At 31.9% G+C, this 24,941-nt stretch carries 14 protein-coding genes; 11 read left to right on the forward strand and 3 right to left on the reverse strand.

The window, feature by feature from the left end; translation table 11 throughout:
* From N4A31_03165 to N4A31_03190, 6 genes are all read left to right on the forward strand, one after another.
* Positions 1-391: hypothetical protein (locus tag N4A31_03165; protein MCT4635233.1), on the forward strand; the 391-nt coding region annotated here is incomplete at its 5' end.
* Between the two features lie 175 nt (positions 392-566).
* Positions 567-4,205, forward strand: coding sequence for a DUF3431 domain-containing protein (locus N4A31_03170; GenBank protein ID MCT4635234.1), 3,639 nt, complete (start codon positions 567-569; stop codon positions 4,203-4,205).
* Positions 4,206-4,255: 50 nt separating this feature from the next.
* Positions 4,256-5,701: an FkbM family methyltransferase gene (locus N4A31_03175; protein MCT4635235.1), complete on the forward strand. Its 1,446-nt coding sequence runs from the start codon at positions 4,256-4,258 to the stop codon at positions 5,699-5,701.
* A gap of 47 nt (positions 5,702-5,748) precedes the next feature.
* Complete coding sequence (locus N4A31_03180) at positions 5,749-8,181, forward strand: DUF3431 domain-containing protein (protein MCT4635236.1); 2,433 nt, start codon at positions 5,749-5,751, stop codon at positions 8,179-8,181.
* A 117-nt stretch (positions 8,182-8,298) separates the two neighbouring features.
* On the forward strand, positions 8,299-9,717 hold the full coding sequence (locus N4A31_03185; GenBank protein MCT4635237.1) for an FkbM family methyltransferase: 1,419 nt from the start codon (positions 8,299-8,301) through the stop codon (positions 9,715-9,717).
* Between the two features lie 150 nt (positions 9,718-9,867).
* Entirely contained in the window at positions 9,868-11,361 is a 1,494-nt protein-coding gene (locus tag N4A31_03190) for an ankyrin repeat domain-containing protein (protein ID MCT4635238.1), read from the forward strand.
* Positions 11,362-11,413: 52 nt separating this feature from the next.
* Here N4A31_03190 and N4A31_03195 read toward each other — a convergent pair whose 3' ends face one another.
* Positions 11,414-12,841, reverse strand: a complete 1,428-nt coding sequence (locus N4A31_03195; GenBank protein ID MCT4635239.1) for a glycoside hydrolase TIM-barrel-like domain-containing protein — start codon at positions 12,839-12,841, stop codon at positions 11,414-11,416.
* 82 nt (positions 12,842-12,923) lie between these two features.
* Here N4A31_03195 and N4A31_03200 point away from each other — a divergent pair, with 82 nt between their 5' ends.
* Genes N4A31_03200 through N4A31_03210 form a run of 3 tightly spaced genes read left to right on the forward strand, consistent with a single transcriptional unit; the run spans position 12,924 to position 18,003 of the window.
* On the forward strand, positions 12,924-15,884 hold the full coding sequence (locus N4A31_03200) for an AsmA-like C-terminal region-containing protein (GenBank protein ID MCT4635240.1): 2,961 nt from the start codon (positions 12,924-12,926) through the stop codon (positions 15,882-15,884).
* A gap of 18 nt (positions 15,885-15,902) precedes the next feature.
* Complete coding sequence (locus tag N4A31_03205) at positions 15,903-17,339, forward strand: MFS transporter (protein ID MCT4635241.1); 1,437 nt, start codon at positions 15,903-15,905, stop codon at positions 17,337-17,339.
* On the forward strand, positions 17,326-18,003 hold the full coding sequence (locus N4A31_03210) for a response regulator (GenBank protein MCT4635242.1): 678 nt from the start codon (positions 17,326-17,328) through the stop codon (positions 18,001-18,003). Before N4A31_03205 ends, N4A31_03210 begins: the two co-directional genes overlap by 14 nt.
* A gap of 165 nt (positions 18,004-18,168) precedes the next feature.
* Here the strand turns inward: N4A31_03210 and N4A31_03215 are convergent, their stop codons facing one another.
* A complete protein-coding gene (locus tag N4A31_03215) occupies positions 18,169-19,038 on the reverse strand; it encodes an EamA family transporter (protein MCT4635243.1) in 870 nt (289 codons plus the stop codon).
* Complete coding sequence (locus N4A31_03220) at positions 19,025-21,517, reverse strand: valine--tRNA ligase (protein ID MCT4635244.1); 2,493 nt, start codon at positions 21,515-21,517, stop codon at positions 19,025-19,027. Before N4A31_03220 ends, N4A31_03215 begins: the two co-directional genes overlap by 14 nt.
* A gap of 213 nt (positions 21,518-21,730) precedes the next feature.
* On the opposite strand from N4A31_03220, the gene recG reads away from it, so the two are divergent.
* On the forward strand, positions 21,731-23,812 hold the full coding sequence (gene recG / locus N4A31_03225; GenBank protein MCT4635245.1) for an ATP-dependent DNA helicase RecG: 2,082 nt from the start codon (positions 21,731-21,733) through the stop codon (positions 23,810-23,812).
* Between the two features lie 347 nt (positions 23,813-24,159).
* The gene (locus tag N4A31_03230) at positions 24,160-24,720 is read left to right on the forward strand and encodes a DUF1013 domain-containing protein (GenBank protein ID MCT4635246.1); all 561 of its coding nucleotides are present in this window, start codon (positions 24,160-24,162) and stop codon (positions 24,718-24,720) included.
* Positions 24,721-24,941: the final 221 nt, after the last annotated feature.

The following is a 24,941-nucleotide window of genomic DNA, read 5'->3' on the forward strand; positions in this document are numbered from 1 at the left end:
AGCAGCGATTTCAGCTGATTCAATAACTGGAGCAAAGATTTCAGATAGTGAAGTTGCTTCTGAACATTTAGCAGCAAATGCAGTTACAGCAGCAGCGATTTCAGCTGATTCAATAACTGGAGCAAAGATTTCAGATAGTGTTGTGGCCTCTGAGCATTTAGCAGCTAGGTCAGTTCTTGAAGCAGCAATAGGTGTTGGAACTTGGGGGGCAGCTAATTGTGCTTCTTATACTATAGCTGATTGTACTCGTTCAGATTCTCCAAGTAATTGTGCCACTAGTGGTGCTGCTACGTTTTCTGATATATTAAATGTAGTTGGTCTTTGTAGTATTGAATGTACTAGTAAGACCGGTGTAGAAGATTGCATATCTTACTATATAGATATAGCCTAATTTTCTAGGTAGATCAGTTTTAAAAGCTAATCTATTTAGTTAAACTATAAAAAACCTGCTATAAAATAATCTTATAGCAGGTTTTTTATTAAAGAGCTGAGATTATTAACTTATTATTAACTATTGTATTTTAAATTTAGCGCTCTGTAGTTATTAATTGAGCTAGTCATGTGTTATGCAAGTTAAGAATAAAAATGTTTCAGTGTTAAATAAACGACTGTTTAATGCCGCAAGTGCTGGAGAAAATGAAGTTATACTAGAGCTTTTATTTGAGGGAGCTGAAATTAATAGTTATCAGGAGTTAAATGCTACACCTCTTTTTGCAGCATCAGCTTATAACAGAACAGAGTCTGTTAAGTTATTAACATATATGGGAGCTGATATTGAAGCTTTAATGAATCATAGTACAACTCCACTTTTTAAAGCTTCCTATAATTGCTATTCTGGTATTGTTAAGTTTCTTATAGATTCAGGAGCTAATTATTCAACTACAATTGGTGTACGTACTTCTTTTTGGGATTCTGTGTATTCCGGATGCGTTCAAAATGTTTTAGTTTTTCTAGAGGCTGGGGCAGATATATTGTCGGATAAATTATACAATAGTCCATTACGTTTGGCTGGTAAGTTTCAAGATCAAGGCGAATCGTATAAAGAAGTATACCAAATTCTTATGGATCATTATTGGGGAATAGTTGAAAATTATCCTCCAATTGTGTCAACAACAACATTTGAGGTAGTAGTTGTCAGGTATAAAGAGGATCTATCATGGATTACTAAAGAGTTTAAAACTGAAAAAGTTATTGTATATAATAAAGGGGAAGACGATTTAGAATATTTGCCAGATAACTGTCAGGTTATAAAAACACCGAATATTGGGTGGTTCGGTGGGACTATATTACATCATTTGGTAAAAAATTATGATTCTCTAGCAGCTACAACTTTATTTCTTCAAGGGGAACCATATGATACTGAAGCATTTCTACCGCTGATACGATATAAAGCCCCTTTAAATTCCACATGTAATAATATTGTTGCTAAATGTGAAAAATCTACTTTATTACATTATTCTAAATATTTTGAAGGTCTTACAGAGGAAGATTGGGCAAGTAGTAAATATAAGTGTTTTGATAAACCTTTAGGGTTTAATTTAATTGAATTTGTTCATGAATATATTAATAAGGATTATTTTCCAAGTGATGTTTTATATGTTGACTTAGGGGCCCAGTTTTCTGTTAAATCTTCTCAAGTTCATATACATCCAAAAAGTTTTTATGAAAGAATGTTGCCTCTTTTCAATGAAAAATGTCCCAGAGCTGATTTTTATTTAGAAAAAGTATGGGATATTATTTTTCGCCCTAAGACTATATCAGAGTTGAATGATGAATTAGTTGAGGCTGTTCTAAAAGAAGATAATCAGACCATAGAGGAATTAATATTTAAGGGGGCCGAGATTAATAGTCGTCATGTTTTAAATGCGAGTCCTATTTTCATAGCAGCTGCTTACAACAAATCTAAATCAGTTAAGAAGCTTTCTGATATGGGTGCTGATCTTGAGAGTTTAACAGATTATAAAGAGACTCCTCTCTTTAAAGCTGCCCATAGGTGTTATTCTAGTGTAACAAAAACTCTTTTAGAAGGAGGAGCTAATATAGAAACAGAGGTTAAGGGATATACTCCTCTTTATGCTGCAGCCTCTTCTGGATGTGTTGAAACAGTAAAAATTCTTTTAGATGCAGGGGCGTTAACTCATTCAGATCATCTGATAGATTCTCCTATTTTAATTGCTACTCAGGAGCGTAATAAAGATTTAGAGCATAAACAGGTTTATAATATTATAATGGATTATTATAATCGGGAAGTGATGGATTTTTATTCTAATAGAGATCAAGATGATAGCTCAAGAAGTTTTAGAGTTGTTGTTGTAAGGTATGATGAAGATCTGTTATGGTTAAATAAGGAATTTAAATACGAGAAGATAGTTGTTTATAATAAAGGCAAAGATAACTTAAAACTAGAAAATTTACCAATTCATACTGTAGTAATAAATATTCCTAATGTTGGATGGTTTGGTGGAACTATATTAGCACATTTAGCTCATTACTATAGTTATTTAGATGATAGAACTTTATTTTTACAGGGAGAGCCATATGAACAGCATTTATTTTTACCTTTAATAAGGTATAAAAATGGTCTTTCATCTAAGTGTAATAATATAATAGCAAAATGTGTGGAAGTTACTTTACTTAAGAAGTCTAAGGATATAACTGATATAAATGAGGAGGATTGGGCAGAAACCAAATATGGTGGTAAGTTTAAGTTATTTGATAATTATACTATGATAGATTTTGCTCATCAATATATTGATAGGGATCTTGTGCCTAAGAATCCTCTATTTATGGTTTGGGGAGCCCAATTTGCTATAGATAAAGAAAGAGTTTATTTACATAGTCAAGAGTATTATGAAAGAATATTACCAGTGTTTAACAAGAAGTATCCAATGGAAGACTTCTATTTAGAAAAATTATGGAATGCAGTTTTTCAAGAAAAAAATATAACTTCATTAGATAAGAAATTATATAATGCTGCATTGGAAGGAGATAATCAATCTATTATTGAAGCTGTAGCAGATGGTGCTAACATTAATAGTAGGCATCTTATAGATTCGACACCGTTCTTTGCCGCTGGTGCTAATAATAGATTAGAGTCCATGAAGTTACTTAGTATAATAGGGGCTGATATTAATTTATCTGTAGAAAGTGGCGAGACTCCTCTTCACAGGGCTGCTCAGTTTTGTCGTGTAGATGTTGTTAAATTTCTTTTAGAAAAAGGAGCTAACAAAGATGCAGCTAAATTCAATATGCATACTCCAATTTACGTTGCTATTTATAAGGGATGTGTAGAGGTTGTAAGAATTCTTTTGGAATATGAAGTGTCTATTCATATTAATAATACAACGGAAACTTCTTTAAGATTAGCTGAGAGTAAAAAAAATAATAGTCCTGAGCATGAAGAAATTTTTAGTTTAGTAAAGGGGTATTATTGGAAAGAGATAGAAACAACTCTACCTAAGTTAAATGCAAGTTTAGAACTTAATAACTCAAGAAGTTTTCAAGTTGTTGTGGTAAGATATGATGAAGAATTATCATGGCTTAATAAGGAGTTTACTAATGAAGAAATTATTATTTATAATAAGGGAGAAAATAATTTAAATACAGAAAATTTGCCAGTTAATAGTGATATAATAAATATTCCTAATGTTGGATGGTTCGGTGGAACTATTTTATACCATTTGGTTAATTATTATAATAATTTTGCTGATAGAACATTATTTCTACAAGGAAATCCTTATGCTGAACCTCTGATTACTCCTTTAATTCAGTATAAAGGAGAGTTTAGCTTAAATTGCATTAATATAATAGCAAAATGTTCTAACTATACTTTGCTTACAGAGTCAGATCAATTTTCAAAATATAGAACTAAGGATACATGGGCTAAGACTAAGTATGGAAGTAAATTTCAGCTGTTTGATAACTATACTATGATAGACTTTGCTCATGAATATGTTGATGAGAATATGCCTCCCGAGGATTCTTTAGCGATAGTGTTAGGTGCACAATTTGCTGTAGATAAAGAGAATATTTATTTGCATTCAAAAACTTTTTATCAAAGAATGTTACCTATTTTTAATGAAACTTATGCGATGGCGGATTTCTATATTGAGAAGTTATGGGATAAGATATTTTCAACTAAACAAGTAGATTTTATTGAGTCTGATAACCAACTATTTAGTGTAGAGTTAGTAGGAGAGGATTAGTGTATTTAAATATTTTTAGTAGTTAGTATAATAATAAATAAGGAGAAGATATGGTAATTGATAAAACGAAAATATTAAGTGGAATTGCATCAGTGTTAGGTGGAATAACATTGCCAGGAACAAAGAAAATTTTTGCTTTGCCAGATGATTTAGTTTTCGTAATTGACACAAGGGATAATCTTGAAAAGTTACATAATTTATCGAGCGGTAAAGGGCATGAACCATATATGATAGAAAAGATGATGGATTTTGCTCGTGTGAATGAAACTTATATTGAAGTAGGGGGGCATTATGGAGATTTTTCTATTAGAATGAGTAGAAAGCTTGGAGATAATGGGCATGTATATGCCTTTGAACCTGGTCGTAACTTGTTCGAATGTTTTTCTACCAGTGTGGCTTTAAATGGAATTTCTAATATTAAACTAGAGAATCTAGCTGTGCTTGATTCAGAGCAAGAAATAGAATTTTCAGAAGATACAGAGGTGTCTTTAATGGGTCATGTTTCTACGGTTAGTGGTAGTGGAACTCAAAAAATAAAGTCTATAAATTTAGATTCTTATTTTGAGGGTAAAGAATCTAGCATTGATGTAATAAGACTTGATGCAGAGGGGAGTGAATGTAGGGTTTTAAGAGGAGCACAAAAAATTATCGATTCTTCGCCTGATTTAAGATTATTTATTGAGTGGCAATCTGCTTTATTAGATAGGTATGAGAAAGAAGAAGATCAAAGAGAGTGTCTTTCAGGCCTTGTTAATGAAGGGTTTGTTCTTATTGATATTGCTAATTTTGACAAAGAATGTGGTAACTTAAATTATCGCTTTACAATAGATGATCTTATAGGGGCACGAGTGCTAGAGTTTTTAGCAATTAAAGAGAATTCATTACAGAAATTTATAGATAATGATGTTTTAGGTGATAATAAAGAAAAATGTTCCAATAACCTTTTGTTTGCTGCTTCTTTAAGAAATAGCCCTGAAAATATAAAGTTTGCAATTTCACAAGGTGCTGATGTTAATAAGATGCATTCAATAGGAGCTACTGCTTTATATATGGTAGCTCAACATGGGGGGCTTGATGTAGCGGCAGAGTCAATAAAAGCAGGAGCTAATGTAAATACCAAAACAATCGGTGGTGCTCCACCATTGTGTATGAGTGCTCAAAATAATGATTTTCCTATGGTTAAGTTACTTGTAGAAAATGGAGCAGACATAGAGTCTTCTTATAGAAACAATGCCACAGCTTTGTATTTGGCCACATACGTTAATAGTGAAGATATGGTTAAGTATTTGTTAGAAAAAGGTGCAAGTAAAAATGTTACTGTGGGAGGTTTTAGTACTTTTGAGAGAGCTATTGAACTAAAACACTATGAAATTGCAAGATTATTAGCTGATGATGAGTTGAGTTTCTGTAAAGAGATTTCAGAACTAGATATATATCAAGAATATATAGAATATTGTGGTCAAATAGAAAATTTTAACCATGGAGAGAACTTTTAATAGAGAGTGATGTGTATTAATAAAATTAACTGGTAATAAAAATGAAAATGAAGGGTAATAATTCCACTTTAAATAAGTTGTTATTTGATTCTGCTTTATCTGGCAATAATGAGGCTGTAGTGGAGCTATTATTCGATGGTGCTGAAGTTAATAGTCGTCATACCTTAGGGGCTACTCCTCTTTTTGTAGCGGTTACTTATAATCATGTTAATACGGTTAAGTTACTTTCTTATGTAGGCGCAGATATTGAGTCTCCAATAGATAAAGGAACAACACCACTTTTTAAATCTGCTCATAGTTGTCATTCTAATATAACAAGAATTCTTTTAAAATCAGGTGCTAATACAGAGACAACGGTTGATGGGTATAGTCCACTTTATGCTGCAATTTCTTCTGGTTGTGTAGAGGATGTAAAAATTCTTTTAGAGGCGGGCGCTTTGATTCACTCGGATAGCGTTGTAAATACTCCTATTTTAATAGCTAATCAAGAAAGAGATAGTAGTGAGTTTCATAAGGAGATTTATAAAATTATAAGAGATCATTATCAACGTGAATTAGCAGAATTACCTCTTAATGAGGTTGATAATTCAGGTGATTTTAGAGTTGTTGTTGTAAGGTATAATGAAGATTTGTCATGGCTTAATAAGGAATTTAAGAATGAAAAGATACTTATATATAATAAAGGTGAAGATGATCTATTTTTAAAAGATTTACCAGTTAATAGTGAAATAATAAAGATTCCTAATACTGGGTGGTTTGGTGGAACTATTTTACATCATTTAATACATCACTATGATCGTTTGTATGATAGAACTTTGTTTTTGCAGGGAGATCCTTATGATCAACATTTATTGCTACCATTAATAAGATATAAAAAAGAGGATCCCTTTGTATGTAAGAATATAGTAGGAAGATGCGTTGAAAGCAGTTTGTTAGAGAGGTCTAAGAATATAACTAATATTGATAAATTAGATTGGGAAGCTAGTAGATATGGAGGGGGTAAGTTTCAGTTATTTGAGAACTATAGTATGATTGATTTTGCTCATCAATATGTTGATGGTGAGATTATTCCTGAAAAACCCCTATCTATGGTTTGGGGAGCTCAATTTGCTGTGAAGAAAGACAAAGTTTATACCCATAAAAAAGAGTTCTATCAAAGATTGCTAGAAATGTTTGATGAAATATATCCGATGGCAGATTTCTATTTAGAAAAATTATGGGATCTAGTATTCCAAGGTGCTACAGATACTACGAAGATAGACAAACAACTATTTGACGCTGTTTTGGAGGGAGATAAACAAGCTGTCATAGATCTTTTAAATAAGGGTGTTAATATTAATAGTAGGCATGATATAGGTGCAACACCTGTATATGCAGCAGCAAATAAAAACAAACCAGAAATACTTGAATTACTTATTAAAGAAAAGGCAGACATAGAAATTCCAGCTGATAATGGTGGAACCCCTCTTTTTAGCGCAGCTTTAAATTGTAATGCTAAAGCTACAAAAATACTTATAGAATCTGGGGCAGATATAGAAAAAAATGTAGATGGATATACGCCTCTTGCCGCCGCTATATATAGTAAATGTAAAGATGTAGTTGTGCAGCTTTTAGATGCTGGGGCAGATCTTCTATCTGATGTTGTATTATCGGAAACTGATATAGATTCCTATCGTGATGTTAAAATCCCATTTCAGCTTAGTTCATTTTTCTATAACCGAGAGGATAAAGATAGCAGAATTGATGAAATTCATTCTATAGTTCTTGACTATTATTATAATACTGTTGCAGATAAGATTAGAGAAGTAGATCAAAAGACGATGAATGATAAAAGATCATTTGAAGTGGTTGTTGTTAGATATAAAGAAGATTTATCATGGGTTTCAAAAGAGTTTCCTCACGATAAGGTAACGGTTTATAATAAGGGTCCAGATGATATTGAAGAATTACCAGGTAATATTAATGTAATAAATACAGAGAATGTTGGTTATTTAGGTGGAACATATTTAAAGCATATTGTAGATAATTATAATAACCTTGCAGATAGAACTCTATTTATTCAAGGCGATCCTTATGATGTAAATACATTTTTCCCTCTTATTCGATTTAAAGGTGATTTAGAGTCTAAATGTAAGAACATAATAGGAAAATGCGTTAATACTACTTTAGCAAAAGAGTGGGAATTTCTGAAGAACTTAGATTGGGATAATATTCCAAGATATAAAGATTTTGTTCCTAGAAATGCTAGTATGTTAGATTTTCATTATAAATATATAGGTAATCAATCACTTGATGAGGCTATGTACGTAACCTATGGGGCAGTTTTTGCAGCAGATAAAGAGGTTATTTTAAGGCATGAAGTTGAGCATTATTCTGTGATGCTCCCAGGGTTTAATGATACCAAAACAATGCTAGATCATTTTATGGAAAGAGAATGGGATTGGTTGTTTGATCCTATTAAGGCATGTTTTGGATTATAACATAAAAACTATGACTGTGGGCAATGAAAATCTGTGGATTTATATTCAAAAGAAGATTTTCTTTTATAAGAATAAGCAAAGTGCTAACTAATAATATTGTAAAAATTGGAGAATAATATGGTAAGAAAAACATTAAGTTCTATTTTAATTCAGGAGCATGGAATAGAGCTTCCTAATAATAAACAAATATGGCAGTTACCGAATGGTCTAATATTTATTGTAGATGATAGAGATAGTTTTGGTAAAGTGAATGATCTTTCTCTTGGAGAAGGGCATGAATATTATTTAGTAAAAAAAATATTAGAGCTAGTTGGTCCTGGGGATACGTATGTTGAAGTGGGGTCTAATTATGGAGACTTCGCTTTGCTAGTAAGTCAGAAGCTTGGTTCTACAGGAAAGCTTTACACTTTTGAGCCGGGTAAAAAACTATATGAGTACTTTACTACTAGTATATTTCTAAATGGTGTTACTAATATTGTTGCAGAGAATTTAGCAGTTTTAGATTATTCTCAACAAATAAATTTCTTTGAAAATATAAAAGAGTCTTTGGGTAGTAGCGTAATGGAAGAAAGTAATGATTTAACTCAGTCGGTTAAAGCTGTGTCTTTAGATGAATATTTTCGTGGAATAGAACATGGTATTAACTTTGTTAGATTAGATGCAGAGGGAAGCGAATGTAAGGTGTTAGATGGGGCTAAAAATATTATAAACTTTTCCGACGATGTAATGTTTTGTATTGATTGGCAGATGCCATTATTAATTAAATATCAGTCTGTGGTTGGTATAAAACAATGTTTAAGTAATCTTTTAGATAAAGGATATGTTTTTATAGATCTTTTATCGGTCAAAGAGGAGTGTAATTATTTAAATTATCAATTTTCTATAGATGATTTATTGCGTTTAAATGCAGCTGAGTTATTAGTTGTGAAACCAATGACTCTTGAGAAATTGGGTAAAACTAATAATCACATAGATGATGAGTATTGTGCATATGTTCCGCATCGTTTAATAATATATAATGCAATATATGGAGATGTTGAAGCAGTTAGAAGGACGTTAGACGAGGGAACTGATGTTAATTTTTTTGAACGCGGTTTAAATGCTCTATATGCAAGTGTTGAAAATGGTCACTATAATGTAGCAAAACTTCTCTTGGAAAGGGGGGCAGACACTGAGATTAAAGCTATTAACCAAATAACTCCATTATATAGAAGCGTTGTAACACACAATTACGATCTTGTAGAGTTGCTTTTAAATTATTCAGCTAATACTGAAACTCTTTCTAGAATGGATATTACGCCGTTATTTGCAGCCGCTTATTTAGGTTATGATGATATACTTAAATTGCTTTTAGCAAATGGAGCTAATAAAAATACTCAGGTTCAAGGAACAACTCCATTTGAGATATCTTTAGAAAGAGGGCATATAAATACAGCTCAATTATTAGCTGGGTCAACTGATGGTTTCTGTCAGTTAATTACTAATACAGATTATGAAATAACTTACTCGGGGTTGTGTGAAGAAGTGGTTTTATAATTTATAACCCCTGCTTATAAGGATGGTAAGTCTTTAGTTTAGAAGGTACCTTTAATAAGATTTGTGGTTTTTATTGGGAATGCCTTTTTTATAAAACAGAGTTAGTACTTTTTTAAGTTAAAGCTTATAGCTATAGGAGAATAAATAATAATGATAAAAAATAAAAAAATTGCATTTATTACAGCGGTATATGGAGATTATGAAGCTAGTTGTAGGAATTATGTTAATCAAACAATTCCTACAGATTTTATATGTTTTACTAATAATAATGATATTATTTCTAATCACTGGATTGTTGATTCAGAGCCTTACCACCATACAAATCCGTCAATGTTTGATGACGGCTCATACGTGAATTCATTGAAAAATAATAATCATACTTTTAATATAGCAAAATTCTATAAACAGTCATTTCATAATATTCCAAGATTAAAGGATTATGATGTAGTAGTATGGTTGGATGGAACAATAGAAATTATTAATCCTAAAACAGCAGAATGGGTTGTTAGCCAAATGGAATCCAGTCCAATTATATCTTGGGAGCATTATACTCATAAGGGGCTTTTAAAGAAAGAAGTAGATGATACAAAAGATTTTTATAGATATAGTTCAACATTTTGGTTTGATCAAAAGCAACCTTACCAGGATATACGCTTTCAATACAAATCTTATATAAGAGATGGTTATGATGAAAAATTATGGTTTTCTATTGATCCACAAAGAAAAAATCTAGGTGTTTGGAGTACTTGTTTTGTTGCTTTTAATAATAATGATATAGAAGTACATCGATTCTTAGATCTTTGGTATTTACAAACCCTGAGATATACGACACAAGATCAAGTATCCTTTCCATATGTAGTGCAAAAATCACATTTATATCCATATACTCTTCCTGATGCATTTATTAAAGGAAATGCCGCTAAGAACCATCTATTTGTGAAGCATTATCATAATAAGCAGAACTTTGATTTTGCAGGAGACAATAAAGATCCTTCACATGTTATGTTGCATACTGCAGTATTTGAAAATAAGACGGAAATAGTTGAGTCAATATTAGAATCAAGAGTGGATGTTAGACTCAATGCCAATCCTTCCTTTTATGCTGCAGTAATGAAAGAATATTCTCAACTAATTAAAATGTTTTTAGATTATGGAATTGAGATTAATCAAATACATTCGGGGGCTACTGCCTTATATTGGGCTGTTCAGGAAGGTTTTTTTGAGGTTGCAAAAATTTTACTAAATGCAGGAGCAGATACGGAGATTAAGGCAAAAAATGGTAATACTCCCTTAATAGCGAGTACTCAGAATCATAATTTTAATATGGTTAAGTTACTTGTAGAGGCTGGAGCAAATCTAGAAAATTCTAATAATCTGGGGGCCACTCCTTTGTTTATAGCTGCTCATTTTGGTTATAACGATATACTTCAATTGTTTTTGGATAATGGAGCCAATAAAAATGTTCATCTTGGAGTGGTGAGTGTCTTTCAAAATTCTTTAGAACAAGGGCATGGTGAAACGGCACAATTGTTATCAGGTTCTGTAGAGAATTTCTGTCAAGAGATTCAAGGGACCACCTTCCAAGCAAAATACATTGAAATTTGTGGGGAAGTGGAAATATCCAGTGATGGACATGAATTATAATAATTGATAAAGACCTAGTCATAAAAATTAGTGGGTAGGTCTTTTAAAGAAATCAAAGCTCTTTGGTTTCAAGAAAATATCCAGCCATAATAAGGTCTTCTTCAGGGATGTCGATTAAAATGTCATCAATTTTGCCGTTTAATGCATGTCCATATTTATGCTTTTGGCAATCAGACCAGGTATGACAATAATTAGGAAAATAAGGATATGGTCTTGCATCCCATACATATAAGAAATTATGTGCTAGGAAATCTTTATTTCTAGCATTGCTTTCTGCAAAGAATATTTCACTAGCTGCAATGGCAAGAGCTTGGGCATGGTTATTAACTTTAGGTGCGTTTTCTAAGTTTTCTTCATAATAGAAACTAGGATTGTTAGTGGTGCCATCAAGTGATGAGAATCCATATTCTGTGAATATAATAGGTTTCATTTTAGGTGTCCAGCAAGTGGATCCCTTTAAATGAAAAGAATCCCACCAATATTCAACATTTTTCCAAGCCCAGGCTTGATCAGTATATGGAATTTTATTGTCGCCTTCTTTATAGTAATCAATTCCTTCGCCGCTGCTCCAACCATTCTTTATAATATTATAAGTGATTTGATCTTGTGGTAAATTGTCAGTTAACGGGAAATATGCACTTATTCCTACCCAATCAATGTTGGGGTCACACCAAAGTGGATCTAGATTACTATTATGATATTCATCTCCCCAATTAGCGCTATAAGTCAATTTAATATTAGGTCCCATTGAAGTTTTTACTAGGCCTGATAGATTTTTTAGTTGATGTATTGCAGGGTATAGATATTCATTAACTTTAATTGATGTGAGTCCTTTTAATTCACTGCCAAGACAGAAGCTATCGATAACATCTTTTAGTTTGATATTATTATATTCAAGATTAGCATAATGTAGGATAAAGTTATTATATCCTTTTTGACTCTTAAAAAAATGTTCAATATCTTTCTGTTGGGTGTGCCTTTTTCCCATTGGAGTAATATATCCTCTCCAAGGTTTAGCTAAAGATTCATCATCCACCATAATAAGTGGAGATAGCATAACTTTATATCCTTCTTCTTTAAGTAAACTACATAGTTCAATTATGCTACGATCAGTGGGAGTTCCACCAAAGGTTGTTTCTCCATTAGAGAAATAATGCATTTCCTCAGCATTCTTACGATTATATTCTCCTACTTGCCAATCGATATCTTTATCATTGCCTTCTACTTTGGGTATGACTTCTGCTTCTCCTGCACTTAAAGAGGTGGAAAACCAATTAACCATAACAGAAATATATTTTAAATTGGGCATGGTTTGTTTTAGATGAATGATGGATAATGTTGCGTCAGGCTTTGCTTGGTCGTTATGGATATTTATTACAATATTATCTGAGATAATAGGGGTTGTTTCATATACATACTCCCCAGACCCTGGATATAAGTTAATTGCTTTAATCAAATGTGCTGGATTTATTAAGGACATAAAATTTCTATTAAATATATTTCTTTATATTTACTATAAGTGTATAATTCAACGTATAATGTCAATATTATTTGAATGAGCTATGATAAAAATTTTTTTTATAAGAACAATAAAAACGCTTGTAGTTTTATTTTTGCTTCTTTCTCTTGCGGCTTTTGCAGTTCCAAAAATTATAGATTTGAGTCCTCATTTGCAAAAGTTAATTGTTTATATTGAGAAAGAATCAGGTAATAAAGTTTCTATTAAAGATGATGCTACTTTGTCAATATTTCCACAAGTTAAAATAACTCTTCCTAATGTGCATGTATATACTGGAGATGAGCATAATTTCGTTAATGTAGTTCAGGTCAATAAAATTATAATAACTATGTCTATCTCTAACTTTTTCTGGGGTGATAGGGAGCCTGATAGTATTGAGATTCAGGAAGCTAAAATTAATAGAGATCAGAGAGCGGATAGTATTGATAACGTATTTGCTGCGGTTAAGAAAATAAATTTAAAATCGTTTATTGTTACAAATTCTTTATCCTATAGTCAAGCTCATCCAGAACAAGAACAATATACTAAAATGAATATAAGGATGGATTTTGGAAACAATGATAGTATAAAATTTTTAGGGAGTGTTTTTCAAGATAATAAGAAAGTTAATATAGAAGGTCAGTTAGGAGGATATGACAGGAATTCTTTGCAGCCGTTTGATATAAATGTTAAGAGTGCAGATGCAGACTTAACTTTTCAAGGCAAGGTAAAGCAAGGAAAAGATAATTCTTTAGAGCATTTTGTAACCTTTAATGTCGACCATACCTGGGAAGTTGATGGTAATATAAGCGTTGAAATTAGAAATCCTGTTGTATTAGTGAAGCATTTTGCAAGAGTAATGCCTTTTTTAGTTGATATGGAAAAAAATTCTTCGGACGATGATATAAAAATATCAGGAAACATATCATATATAGATGGCTTCGTAGATGCTAAAAATATTAAAGTTAGCTCTAGTCACACCAATGGCAGTGGAAATCTTAGATTTATTTATAGTGATTTATCAAATATGACATTAAATTTTGATTTTGAAAGTATTGATATAAATCATTTCATAACTTTTTCTAAGAAAAAAGAATTGTCAGTTTCAGCCGATGAAGTTTTTGTAGATACCAGTAATTTAACTACAGATAATAATAGTTATTTAAATTTTGGTGTTTTAAACCAGAAGGATGTGGCTTTAAAATTAACATCTAAGAAAATTCTTATTCAAGAAGTATCATTATATGATTTTAATTTTCATTACAATATTAAGGATAAAAAAATTAATGATGGGATTTTAGAATTTGATATTCGTAATAACGAACTTAATTCAAAATTTTTAATATCAAATTTTACATTTAGTAAAATTGCTGGAACCACAGTTTTATTAGGGTATTTCTCTAATAATGGAAATAATATTAATAAAACACTAGAGTTGTTTGATTTAAGGGATTATATAAATCTTCAGGAAGATGACTTAAATTATAGTATAAGTTCCAAAATTATATTTGCTCCAAAAGAAATTTCAATATTTGAGATTACCGGTTCTATTGGTAGAGATGGTGAAATATCTGGTAGTATAGCCACTAAGCAAGATGTAATTAATGACTATAAAGTAAATTTAAACATTCGTAATTTAGAAGTGGATAATTTTGAGCTTCCTTTGTTTAAGTCTAGGTTAGAAAGCTTACTTAAAGACTCTGAGGATGATAGATATTTATCAAAATTTATTTGGTTTAGAACGTTAGACTCTACTTATGATATTAAATTTACTTTTGAAAATACAAAATTAGATGAGCATAGAATTGATAATTTAACAGTGTTGTGTAGATTAGTTCCATCAAATATGAGCTTAAAAGGAAGGATACAGTCAGATTTTGCAGAGAGTAATTTCTCACTAGATTTAACGGCTTTTACAATTAAACCATCATTAGCTATTAAGATATCGGGTAATAAGTTAGATTATGATGTGCTTGACTCATTACTATTTGGATTTATTAAATCATCAGACTATAAAAAGCCAAACAATCAAGTGTGGAGTGATGAACCTATAAAGCCATTTAGGATTTATAAATATGCTGCTAAGTTTGATATAGGAGTTAAATCTCTTAAGGTTAAAAAGCAAAAACTCGAGAATTTTAAGTTTGTTGCTAGGACAGCAGGTGATTCTTTATATGTAGATAACTTGGAAATGGGGGTTTATGGCGGCAAGATTCAAACTAGAGGGAATGTAAGCTTTTTTAAACAAATATTATGTCAGTTCTCATTTTCAGGGTCTAATCTTGAAGTGAAAAATTTACTGTCTAATATTTCTCCCAAGCTTGATGCTTTTCAAGGTCCTGTTTCAGTTAATGGATCCATGGTTGTTGGAGGAAAAAATATAAAAGAACTAGTGGGAAGTTTAAATCTATCAACTAATTTTATAGGGTCTAATATTAGCATTAATGGTATAAATACTGATGGAGTTGTTGATATCGCACTACAACGGAAGAATTTTGCTAAAGATAAAGTGTTGAGCTCAGTAGAAAGGCGTTTAAATAGTGGAACTACTGAGATTCTTTCATTAAGTGGGGATATAAAAAGTCATAAAGGAATTATTCAAAGTAATAATATTACTTTTAAAAGTAGATTCACTAGTGCGATTAGCGCAATATATTTGGATCTTAATAATATGGTATTATCTTCTAATAGCCAGTTTCTATTTTTACCATATAATGACTCTAAGCCAATTTCTTATAATCTTCTTATTAGCGGTGATTTAAATGGAGAATTAAAGCGAAAAATAGATGATGCTAAGCTTTTGAAATATATTAAAGGAGAATACAACATTGTTACCAATGAAGACATTTTAGAAGCAAGGAGGCGTAATAGAGAAATAGCTAGACAGAGAAATAACGTGATTGGTAATCCTAATGATAAAAATTATTTATATTATAAGCTACAAGAAGAAATCAGGATTAAGAAAGAAAAGGAGCAAGAAGCAAGGGAGTTGAGGAAATTAAACGAAGCTAATCCATCCAATTAAAAATAAGGTCATTATATAATGATAACTAGATTAAAAGAGCGCCTATTTATCAATCTTGGTAATTATAGGGTTCTATCAATTCTATTTTTAGGATTCTCTGCAGGAATTCCTTTAGCGTTGACTGGTTCAACTTTGAGTATGTGGCTATCACGCCTTGGAATTGATGTTAAAACTATAGGTCTATTTTCTATGGTTGCTATTCCTTATTCTTATAAATATCTCTGGTCATCTCTATTCGATTATATACCTATACCTTATTTTAGTAAAAAATTTGGTCTCCGAAGAAGCTGGTTAATATTAATACAAATTTTATTAATGGCTTCCGTGATAGCGTTAGGGTTAACTTCTCCTATAGATAATATCACTATTACAGCTTTAGTTGCTCTATTAGTATCATTTTTTTCTGCTACTCAGGATATTATTATTGATGCATTAAGAATTGAGGTATTAGAAAAAGAAGAACAAAGTATGGGTGCTACTATGTATGTCTATGGTTATCGCATAGCAATGCTAGTTTCAGGAGCCGGATCATTATTATTAGCAGATTATATTTCTTGGGGAATGGTGTATTTTGTTATAAGCCTCAGTATTTTAGTTGGAACAGTTGCCGTAATTTTTTTAGAAGAGCCTGTTCTTTCTAGAGAGAGATTTAAGACGTTACCTAAATTAAACTGGTCTTTTAATGTGGTATTTAATTTTCTAAAAACTAGAAAATGGCTTCCTAGTTTAATCATCATCATTCTTATTCATGCTTTGTTAGAACATTTGCAAGCTAATCTTGTAATTAAAATTATATTTGGGGTTATGATTATAGGATGGTTTTATTATAAAAGAAAGACCATTAATATGTTGCCTGACTCGCTTCAAGATTTTTCTAAACAACAACATTGGTTATGTATTCTTCTATTTGTAATTTTTTATAAATTTGCTGATACTTTATTGCTTTCTCTACAAAGTAAGTTTTATGTAGATATGGGGTTTTCTAATAGTGAAATAGCCTATATAACCAAGGGATTTGGATTTTTTATGACTTTGGCAGGGTTGTTTATCGGTGGTTTAATTTACTACCGCATGGGAACATTTAAGAGTTTATTCTTAGCAGGGGTATTACAAATTTTATCTAATTTAATGTTTATATGGGTCGCAAATACAAGTCATGATTTAGTTGTGTTATCTGCGGTGATTGCAGTAGAGAACTTCACTGGTGCAATAAGCAATGTTGTTATAGTTGCTTACTTAAGTAGCCTTTGTAATATTGCCTATACTGCTACTCAATATGCTTTGCTATCATCGTTATCTAGTATGGGGAGAACTATTTTTTCTGCACCAGCAGGATATTTAGTGGCTTACTTTGGATGGGTTAAGTTTTTTTGGATCACTGCTATAGCTGGTATTCCTGGCATAGTATTGCTTTGTATAATTTTCAAAAAAGAATGGAAACATGGAAAATCCTAAAAAGACTCAGCATTTATTAGTTGTTGATGACGATTCTAGAATTAGAAGTTTATTACAGAAGTATTTAGTTGAGAATAACTATTTCGTTTCTATAGTAAAAAATACAACAGAGGCTATATCTTTATTGAAAGAAATAGAATGTGATTTAATTATCTTAGATGTAATGATTCCTGGGGAAACAGGGATTGAATTTGCAAAAAGATTGCGTCTTGGTAAATATAGTAATATTCCTATTCTGATGCTAACTGCAATGGGAGAAGTTGATGATCGTATTGCAGGATTAGAAGTTGGGGCGGATGATTACCTAGTTAAGCCTTTTGAGCCCAGAGAGTTATTACTGAGAATAACAAAGATACTCAAGAGAAGTCAAGAGAGCAGGAGTTTTTATTATTTTGGTGATTTTATATATGATTTACCACGCCAATTATTATTGCAAAAAGATAAGAAAATATTTCTTACTCAGAGTGAGTATAGTTTATTAAATAGTTTATTGAAGAATTCTAATAAAATTGTTAGTAGAGAGGAATTAGCTGAAGAGTTGGGTATTAATGAGAGATCTGTAGATGTGCAGATTATTCGTCTTCGTTCTAAAATTGAGAATAATCCAAGCCGTCCATTGTTTCTTCAAACTGTTAGAGGTAAAGGCTATATAATTAGGCTTTAAAGATACTTTATTTTAAAGGCATTAGATTCCAGTAATAATAGCGCCCTGCTCTTTCTTTCGGTTTTATTTCACCAAAATCACATTATTGATATATAATTTGTTTATTAGGTGAATTTTTTTTATATTTATTTTTCCATAAAGCGATCTAATTTATTTAGATAATGTTTAGAACCTTTTATTTGTTAATAAGGGGAGAATTCTTGTTTGAGTTACTGCTATTCCACTTAATATAATGGCTCCTCCTAGTAATACGGGCCAAGAAGGAAATTCTCCCAAGAATAGTATAGAAAGTAAAATACCAAAGAATGGAGTCAAAAGGTGGAAAGGCATAATTTTATGAATTGGATATGTTTGCAATAGACGGAACCATAGTATAATACCGGCTCCAGTTACTATAATACTATATGCTAAAGCTAACCAAAGCTTATATGTTGTTCCTTCAAGTAATTGGAAAGGGTTCCCTTCAATAAAATATGACATTAATAATAAATGTGGCGCTGCTATTAGGTTAGACCAGCATAGCAATGACAATGGGGAGACTGTATTTAATTTTCTCACTTGTATATTAAATATTGCGCCAAAACATGCGGAAAATATTAACATTATAAAGGCAATGGGGTTGCCCATTGTTTGTGGTGCACCAACTATAATAAGCACCCCAATTAAAGCTAGCGAAACACCTATGATTGAGCTTAAAGTAAAATGTTCTTTTAAAGCAAAGCGCGCAATGATTATTGAGAGAGGAATATTTAATTGGGCAATTATTACAGTAAGGCTTGTATTTATTCCTAAATATAAACCATAATAGAGTAGTCCTATATAAAATACTCCCATTACCAATGCTAGCGAATAAATTTTACCAAAATGTATTTTAGGTTTGGGGATGAACGGTAGGAATATGGCGCTAGTTATTATAAATCTTATAGCAATTGATAGAAGTCCTGGTATCTCAATAACTGTATATTTTATAGCAATATAGCTTCCTCCCCAGGCTAGGGTTACCAAAACAGCAATAAAAATATCAATTTTTTTCATTATTAAACTCACATTCAATCATAAACATTTCTTTTTCAGTAGAGATCATATCATTTGTTTTGTTATTTGAAATATTTTGGGCTTTTGTTACATTCATCAAATCATCGGATATCAAAGCAATATCTAGATCAGATTTTAGATTTATTATATGAAGGTTCTTTATAGGAGAGCTGACAGAAAGTTGATTCGCTGCCTTTATTTTACGTACGGTGTCTAAAATATCAAGAAGACCATCTCCTAATTCTTCAGATTCTTTGTTTTGTTGAAACTCTTCTTGTTTAGGCCAGCTTCCCCTTTGGGTAACCAGAGTTTCACCCGCATATAGATAAGAATAAATTTCTTCTGTTACATGTGGTAAATAAGGAGCAAATAATTTGAGTAGATTTTTCATGCAGTGATGCATGGTGATTAATGCACTGGTTTGTCCCTTACTATCCAAAGCTTTCTCGTCATATGCTCTAGTTTTCACAATTTCTATGTAATTATCACAATAAATATTCCAAAAGAAATCTTCTATTGCAGCCCTAGCATTACAATATTCAAATTTATTAAATTCATCAGTAGCCTTTTCAATAGTTTTTTTTAGTTTTGTTATTAACCAAAGGTCTACAGGTTTAAATATGAGATTCTTATCATTGGGGTCGCTTTTTAGATTTTTTAGCTGCAATTCAGTAAATCTAGCTGCATTCCAGAGTTTATTAATTAGTTTATGGCCAATTTTAAATATTTCTTCTGAATATGATATATCAGCTCCTAATTTAGAATTAGACGCCCAATAACGAACGATGTCAGCTCCTTTTTCTTTTATCAAATCTACAGGTGTTATGACATTTCCTTTGGATTTAGACATTTTAGTTTTATCTGCAGCTAAGCACCATCCACTTATCATTAAATTTTTCCAAGGAATAATTTGTTCATGAAGGTAGGATTTTACAATGGTATAAAAAGCCCATACGCGAATTAGTTCATGAGCCTGTGGGCGTAAATCAGCGGGGAATAATTTTTGATGACGGTCATAATCAATAGAATATTTTTTAGTTATAGCTCCACTGTTTAATTGAGGAGAAATAGAGCTTGTTGCCCAGGTGTCCATAACATCAAAATCTGGCTCAACTTCATCTTTTGCATATCCACGAGGAAGATCTATTAATGGGTTAACGGGCAAATCTTCTGGGTGAGCAAAAAGTATTTTTCCTTCTTCTCCCTTACGTTTAGAATACCATACAGGGAATGGAACACCAAAAAAACGTTGGCGGCTAATACACCAATCCCATTTTAGTCCTTCAATCCAATGATCTAATCTTACTTTCATATAAGACGGATTCCAATTGCATTTAGCAACTTGGTCTAATAATTCTTGTTTTATATCTAGTAGTTTAATAAACCATTGAGAGGTTACTAAAATTTCTAAAGGAGCTCCAGATCTTTCAGCGCATTTAACAGCATGAGTAATAGGAACTTGTTTAATCACAGACTCTCCCAGAAATTCTAAAATTTTCTCCCGTGCAGCTTTACTTTTTAAGTTTTGTAATTGCTCATTATAATCTTGTGATATTATCCAATCTGCATTAGTAAAGTCTAACTTTCCATATTTGTTAAGTATAATTCTAAGAGGTAAATCATAATTGCGCCACCAATCAATATCAGTTGTATCTCCGAAAGTACAACACATTACAAGTCCTGTGCCTTTCTCAATGTCCACCTTATCATCAGGTAGAATTGGAACGGTTACAGAAAATAATGGAGTAACAGCTTTTTTATTAGCCAAGTGTTGGTAGCGCGAATCTTCAGGGTGATAAAATATTGCCACACAAGATGGTAATAATTCAGGTCTAGTGGTGCTTATCACCAATTCTTCATCATCTTCTGACTTAAAAATTATTTCATTCATGATGCTTGGCATTTCAATATCAACAACTTCAGCTTGAGCTAAAGCCGTGGCATCTATTGGGTCCCATAGAGTTGGTTGCAGTTTACGATAGGCTCGGTCTTTATCTGCTAAGTCAAGAAATGACATTTGAGATAAGGCAGTGCTACGTTCGCTGATAGTTTGATATTCCTGTTCCCAGTCAACACTTAAGGCAACGGATTTGAATAATTTACGAAATTCTTCTTCAGCTTCGACGACTACTTCTTTACATGAATCAATGAATTCTTCTCTTGGCATGGAACTAGCGCGGACTTTCTTAACTTTCTCAACTAGCCTTTCAGTAGGTAATCCATTGTCATCGAATCCAATAGGGTAAAAAATAGTTTTACCTGACATTCTTTGAAAACGTGCTACAAAATCTGCTTGAGTATAGCTGAAGATGTGTCCCATATGAAGGAGGCCAGAAACAGTTGGTGGAGGGGTGTCAACAACAAAAGTTTGCTCACGAGGAAGGTTTTCTTCCCATTTATATGTGCCCTTATCTAACCAGATTTTCTGCCATTTATGTTCAATATTTTTGTGATTATACTTCGTTGGTAACTGATTCATATTTTTTGAGAGACTCTGTAAATATTTTGGACAATAATACATCATTAAGAGAAAATTGCAAGGATATAGAATATCTAAGCTAAGATAGACTCAAGATTTTTTGAGTGTGTTTAGGTTTTAAATACTGCTTGTATTTTGAGTTCTGGATGGTTCTTTAGGTTCTTTTGTGATATTATGCTTTATATGATTTTATAGTTATGTTAGGGCAATTTTATGAGAAATAACTTGAGTGCAATTCCGGGTCTTGGAGCTAAGGCTGAAGAATCACTTAAGCGTCTTAATATAACTTGTTTTGCTGATTTGTTTTGGCATTTTCCTAACAATGTTATCCATAAATCTTTATATCCTCCTTTACATTCCATTAATGGAGGGGATTTAGTGATTCTGCGTTTAAAAATTATTGATATAGATCAGCCAAATAATCCTAATTTTTCTAGGAGAAAGCCATTTAAAATATATTGTGGAAATGATACCGGTAGAATTCAATTATTGTATTTTAACTATAATCCTCAATATTTATTGAAATGGGCGAAAGTTGATAGTGAAATTATAGCTATTGGGAAAATAGAACTTTTTAATGGTTTTAAGCAGCTTGCTCACCCTGAGGTTCTTAATCCTAATAAGCCACATGCTCCTATTATTAAAGATGAAGTTATTTATCCTTTAACTTATGGAATAGTTAATAAACAAATTCAAAAATATATTAGTTTTGCTTTAGATAACTTGCAAGAAGATGAAGAATGGATTAGTGCTTCTGTTATAAAAAAATTTAGATGGGATGGATTTAAAGAGTCATTATATAAAATTCATCATCCAAAAGATATTTCTAGTGTAAATCCTTATGCTCCTGAAAAGCAAAGAATAGCCTATGATGAATTACTGGCTACTCAGCTTATGGTTAATTTGCTTAGGCAGTATAAAAATAAACAAATGGGGAGGTCAATTGTAGCCAAAGGGGATTTATTAAAGAGCTTTTTATGTGACTTGCCTTTTGAGTTAACTCATGGTCAACATCATGCTATTGCTGAAATTATTTCTGATCAAGAGTCCTGTAATAAAATGTCTAGGCTTTTGCAAGGAGATGTGGGTAGTGGCAAAACAGTAGTAGCTTTGGCAGCAATATTAAATGTTGTAGAGTCCAAGGGGCAGCAGGCTGTATTGATGGCTCCTACAGATGTATTGGCGAATCAGCATTTTCAAACATTAGAAAAGTTTTTTACAAAACTGCCAATTAAATATGCTTTGTTGACAGGAAAGACAAAAGCAAAAGATCGTAAAATAATAATGGATGAATTATCTAGAGGAGAATTGCAGATTCTAGTTGGAACTCATGCGGTATTTCAAGACAAAGTTCTGTTTTATGATCTAGCTTTGGTAGTGATTGATGAGCAGCATCGTTTTGGTGTTGAACAAAGACTCTCATTAGTTAATAAAGGAAATAAGGCTGATTTATTGATTATGTCAGCTACTCCCATTCCACGTAGTTTAAGTTTAGCTCTTTATGGAGATATGGATATTACTAAAATATCTGAGAAGCCTAAATCTAGAGTCCCTATAAAAACTTCTATTTTACCTAAGTCAAAATTAAATGACATTATCCAGTCTTTAGATAATATTTTAAAATCTCAAGGTAAAATTTATTGGGTTTGTCCATTAATTTCTGAGTCAGAAGACAAGCCTATTGATATAGATTTAGAAAAAACTGCTGCTGAAGCTAGGGTGAATGAATTGTCTAAATGTTATCCTGGAATAGTTGGTTTAGTTCATGGACAGTTAGATAGTAAAATTAAACAGGAAAACTTAAATAAATTCATTGAAGGAGATTATCGTATTTTAGTTGCTACCACGGTAATTGAGGTGGGAGTGGATGTTCCTGATGCTACGGTAATTATTATTGAGAACGCTGAAAGTTTTGGTTTGTCTCAACTTCATCAGTTGAGGGGAAGAGTAGGTAGGGGGAATAAATCATCTCATTGTATTTTATTATATCAACCACCAATTAGTAATATTTCTTGGCAGAGACTAAAAATTTTACGTGAAACAGATGATGGTTTTGTATTGGCTGAAGAAGATCTAAAACTTAGAGGAGGGGGGGATATAATAGGAACTAAACAAAGTGGATTACCTAATTTTAAAACTGTAGATTTTATAGCTCATCACCAATTGATTGCCGATGCAAATTTTCAGGCTAAAGAAATTATAAAAGAAGATCCTATGTTGGCCATGTCAAAGAATCGTAAATATCAACGATTACTTTCTTTATTTGGTTTCGAGCACCAAAATACTGATTGGTAAGTATTAAGGTGAAGATCCAAAACACCAACTCCCATGATCCGGTAACACTTATTCATCAGGTTTTGTGGTATTTTTGAGGTCACTGCAAGGAGTATTTTGAATGCTAAAGCTACTTTAGCACTCTGTAATGACAAAGGAAATAAACAGTTATTATTTTATGTATGTTCTATCAATGTTCATTGATAAAATGAGGTTGTAACCGCCTTGAAGTGTAATGTTGAGGGGTGTTTATCTAATATTGAAATATTACAATATTCTTTCCATCCAGCCTAAATGAAACATTGACAAACTTGTGATTTTTGCTTAAGTTTAATCTTAAATGTTAATTCTTAACTTGGAAAATTGTTATGACTAAGCCATTAATGCCTAAAGCTACAGCTGTGTGGTTAATTGAAAACACTACTTTAACTTTTGATCAAATTGCTGAATTCTGTGAGATGCACCCATTAGAAGTGAAAGGCATAGCTGATGATGAAGTTGCTGTTGGTATTATTGGAGAAAATCCAATTTCTAATGAGCAGTTATCTAAAGAAGAGATAAAGCGTTGCGAAAAAGATCCTAAGGCTAAGTTACAACTTTCTGGTCAAGCGCAGAAACACATAAAAATTATGAATAAAAAGCGTAAAACTGCGCATTATACTCCAATAGCTAAAAGACAAGATAAGCCGGATGCAATTTCTTGGTTTGTTCGTTATTATCCACATGTTCCTGATCAATTGATTGTAAGGCTGATTGGAACAACTAAAACCACTATTGCTGCGGTTAAAGCGCGCACTCACTGGAACACTAATAATATTAAACCTCGTGATCCAGTATTGTTAGGTCTTTGTTCTCAGACAGATTTAGATAAAGCGCTAGAAAAGGCTAAGATGTATGCTGAGCCTGTTTCGGATGCAGAAGATTCTTAATCAATTACTGCAAGGACAATATTCATTTAAGAGAAAAATTTTATTCCCAGAAATTTATTTCGAGGGTGTAGCAAATTTTTCGATTGGGAAGAAGGATCAAAGAGTTTACACAGAGAAAGGTCGTTATAATAAAACCGTGCTTTTTCAACAAAAGCTTATTTTTAGGTTTTGCTCTTCAAATCTACGTATATACAAAAGTGACTATAGCCTATTGCATCAAT

It is taken from the genome of Rickettsiales bacterium, assembly GCA_025210695.1.
In the GTDB taxonomy this organism is placed as follows: Bacteria; Pseudomonadota; Alphaproteobacteria; order Rickettsiales; family CANDYO01; genus CANDYO01.

Bases quoted from the DNA above. Each gene is read 5' to 3' on its own strand.
- N4A31_03170 (MCT4635234.1), top strand. From the start codon at position 567: ATGCAAGTTAAGAATAAAAATGTTTCAGTGTTAAATAAACGACTGTTT.
- N4A31_03175 (MCT4635235.1), top strand. From the start codon at position 4,256: ATGGTAATTGATAAAACGAAAATATTAAGTGGAATTGCATCAGTGTTA.
- N4A31_03180 (MCT4635236.1), top strand. From the start codon at position 5,749: ATGAAGGGTAATAATTCCACTTTAAATAAGTTGTTATTTGATTCTGCT.
- N4A31_03185 (MCT4635237.1), top strand. From the start codon at position 8,299: ATGGTAAGAAAAACATTAAGTTCTATTTTAATTCAGGAGCATGGAATA.
- N4A31_03190 (MCT4635238.1), top strand. From the start codon at position 9,868: ATGATAAAAAATAAAAAAATTGCATTTATTACAGCGGTATATGGAGAT.
- N4A31_03195 (MCT4635239.1), bottom strand. From the start codon at position 12,841: ATGTCCTTAATAAATCCAGCACATTTGATTAAAGCAATTAACTTATAT.
- N4A31_03200 (MCT4635240.1), top strand. From the start codon at position 12,924: ATGATAAAAATTTTTTTTATAAGAACAATAAAAACGCTTGTAGTTTTA.
- N4A31_03205 (MCT4635241.1), top strand. From the start codon at position 15,903: ATGATAACTAGATTAAAAGAGCGCCTATTTATCAATCTTGGTAATTAT.
- N4A31_03210 (MCT4635242.1), top strand. From the start codon at position 17,326: ATGGAAAATCCTAAAAAGACTCAGCATTTATTAGTTGTTGATGACGAT.
- N4A31_03215 (MCT4635243.1), bottom strand. From the start codon at position 19,038: ATGAAAAAAATTGATATTTTTATTGCTGTTTTGGTAACCCTAGCCTGG.
- N4A31_03220 (MCT4635244.1), bottom strand. From the start codon at position 21,517: ATGAATCAGTTACCAACGAAGTATAATCACAAAAATATTGAACATAAA.
- recG (MCT4635245.1), top strand. From the start codon at position 21,731: ATGAGAAATAACTTGAGTGCAATTCCGGGTCTTGGAGCTAAGGCTGAA.
- N4A31_03230 (MCT4635246.1), top strand. From the start codon at position 24,160: ATGACTAAGCCATTAATGCCTAAAGCTACAGCTGTGTGGTTAATTGAA.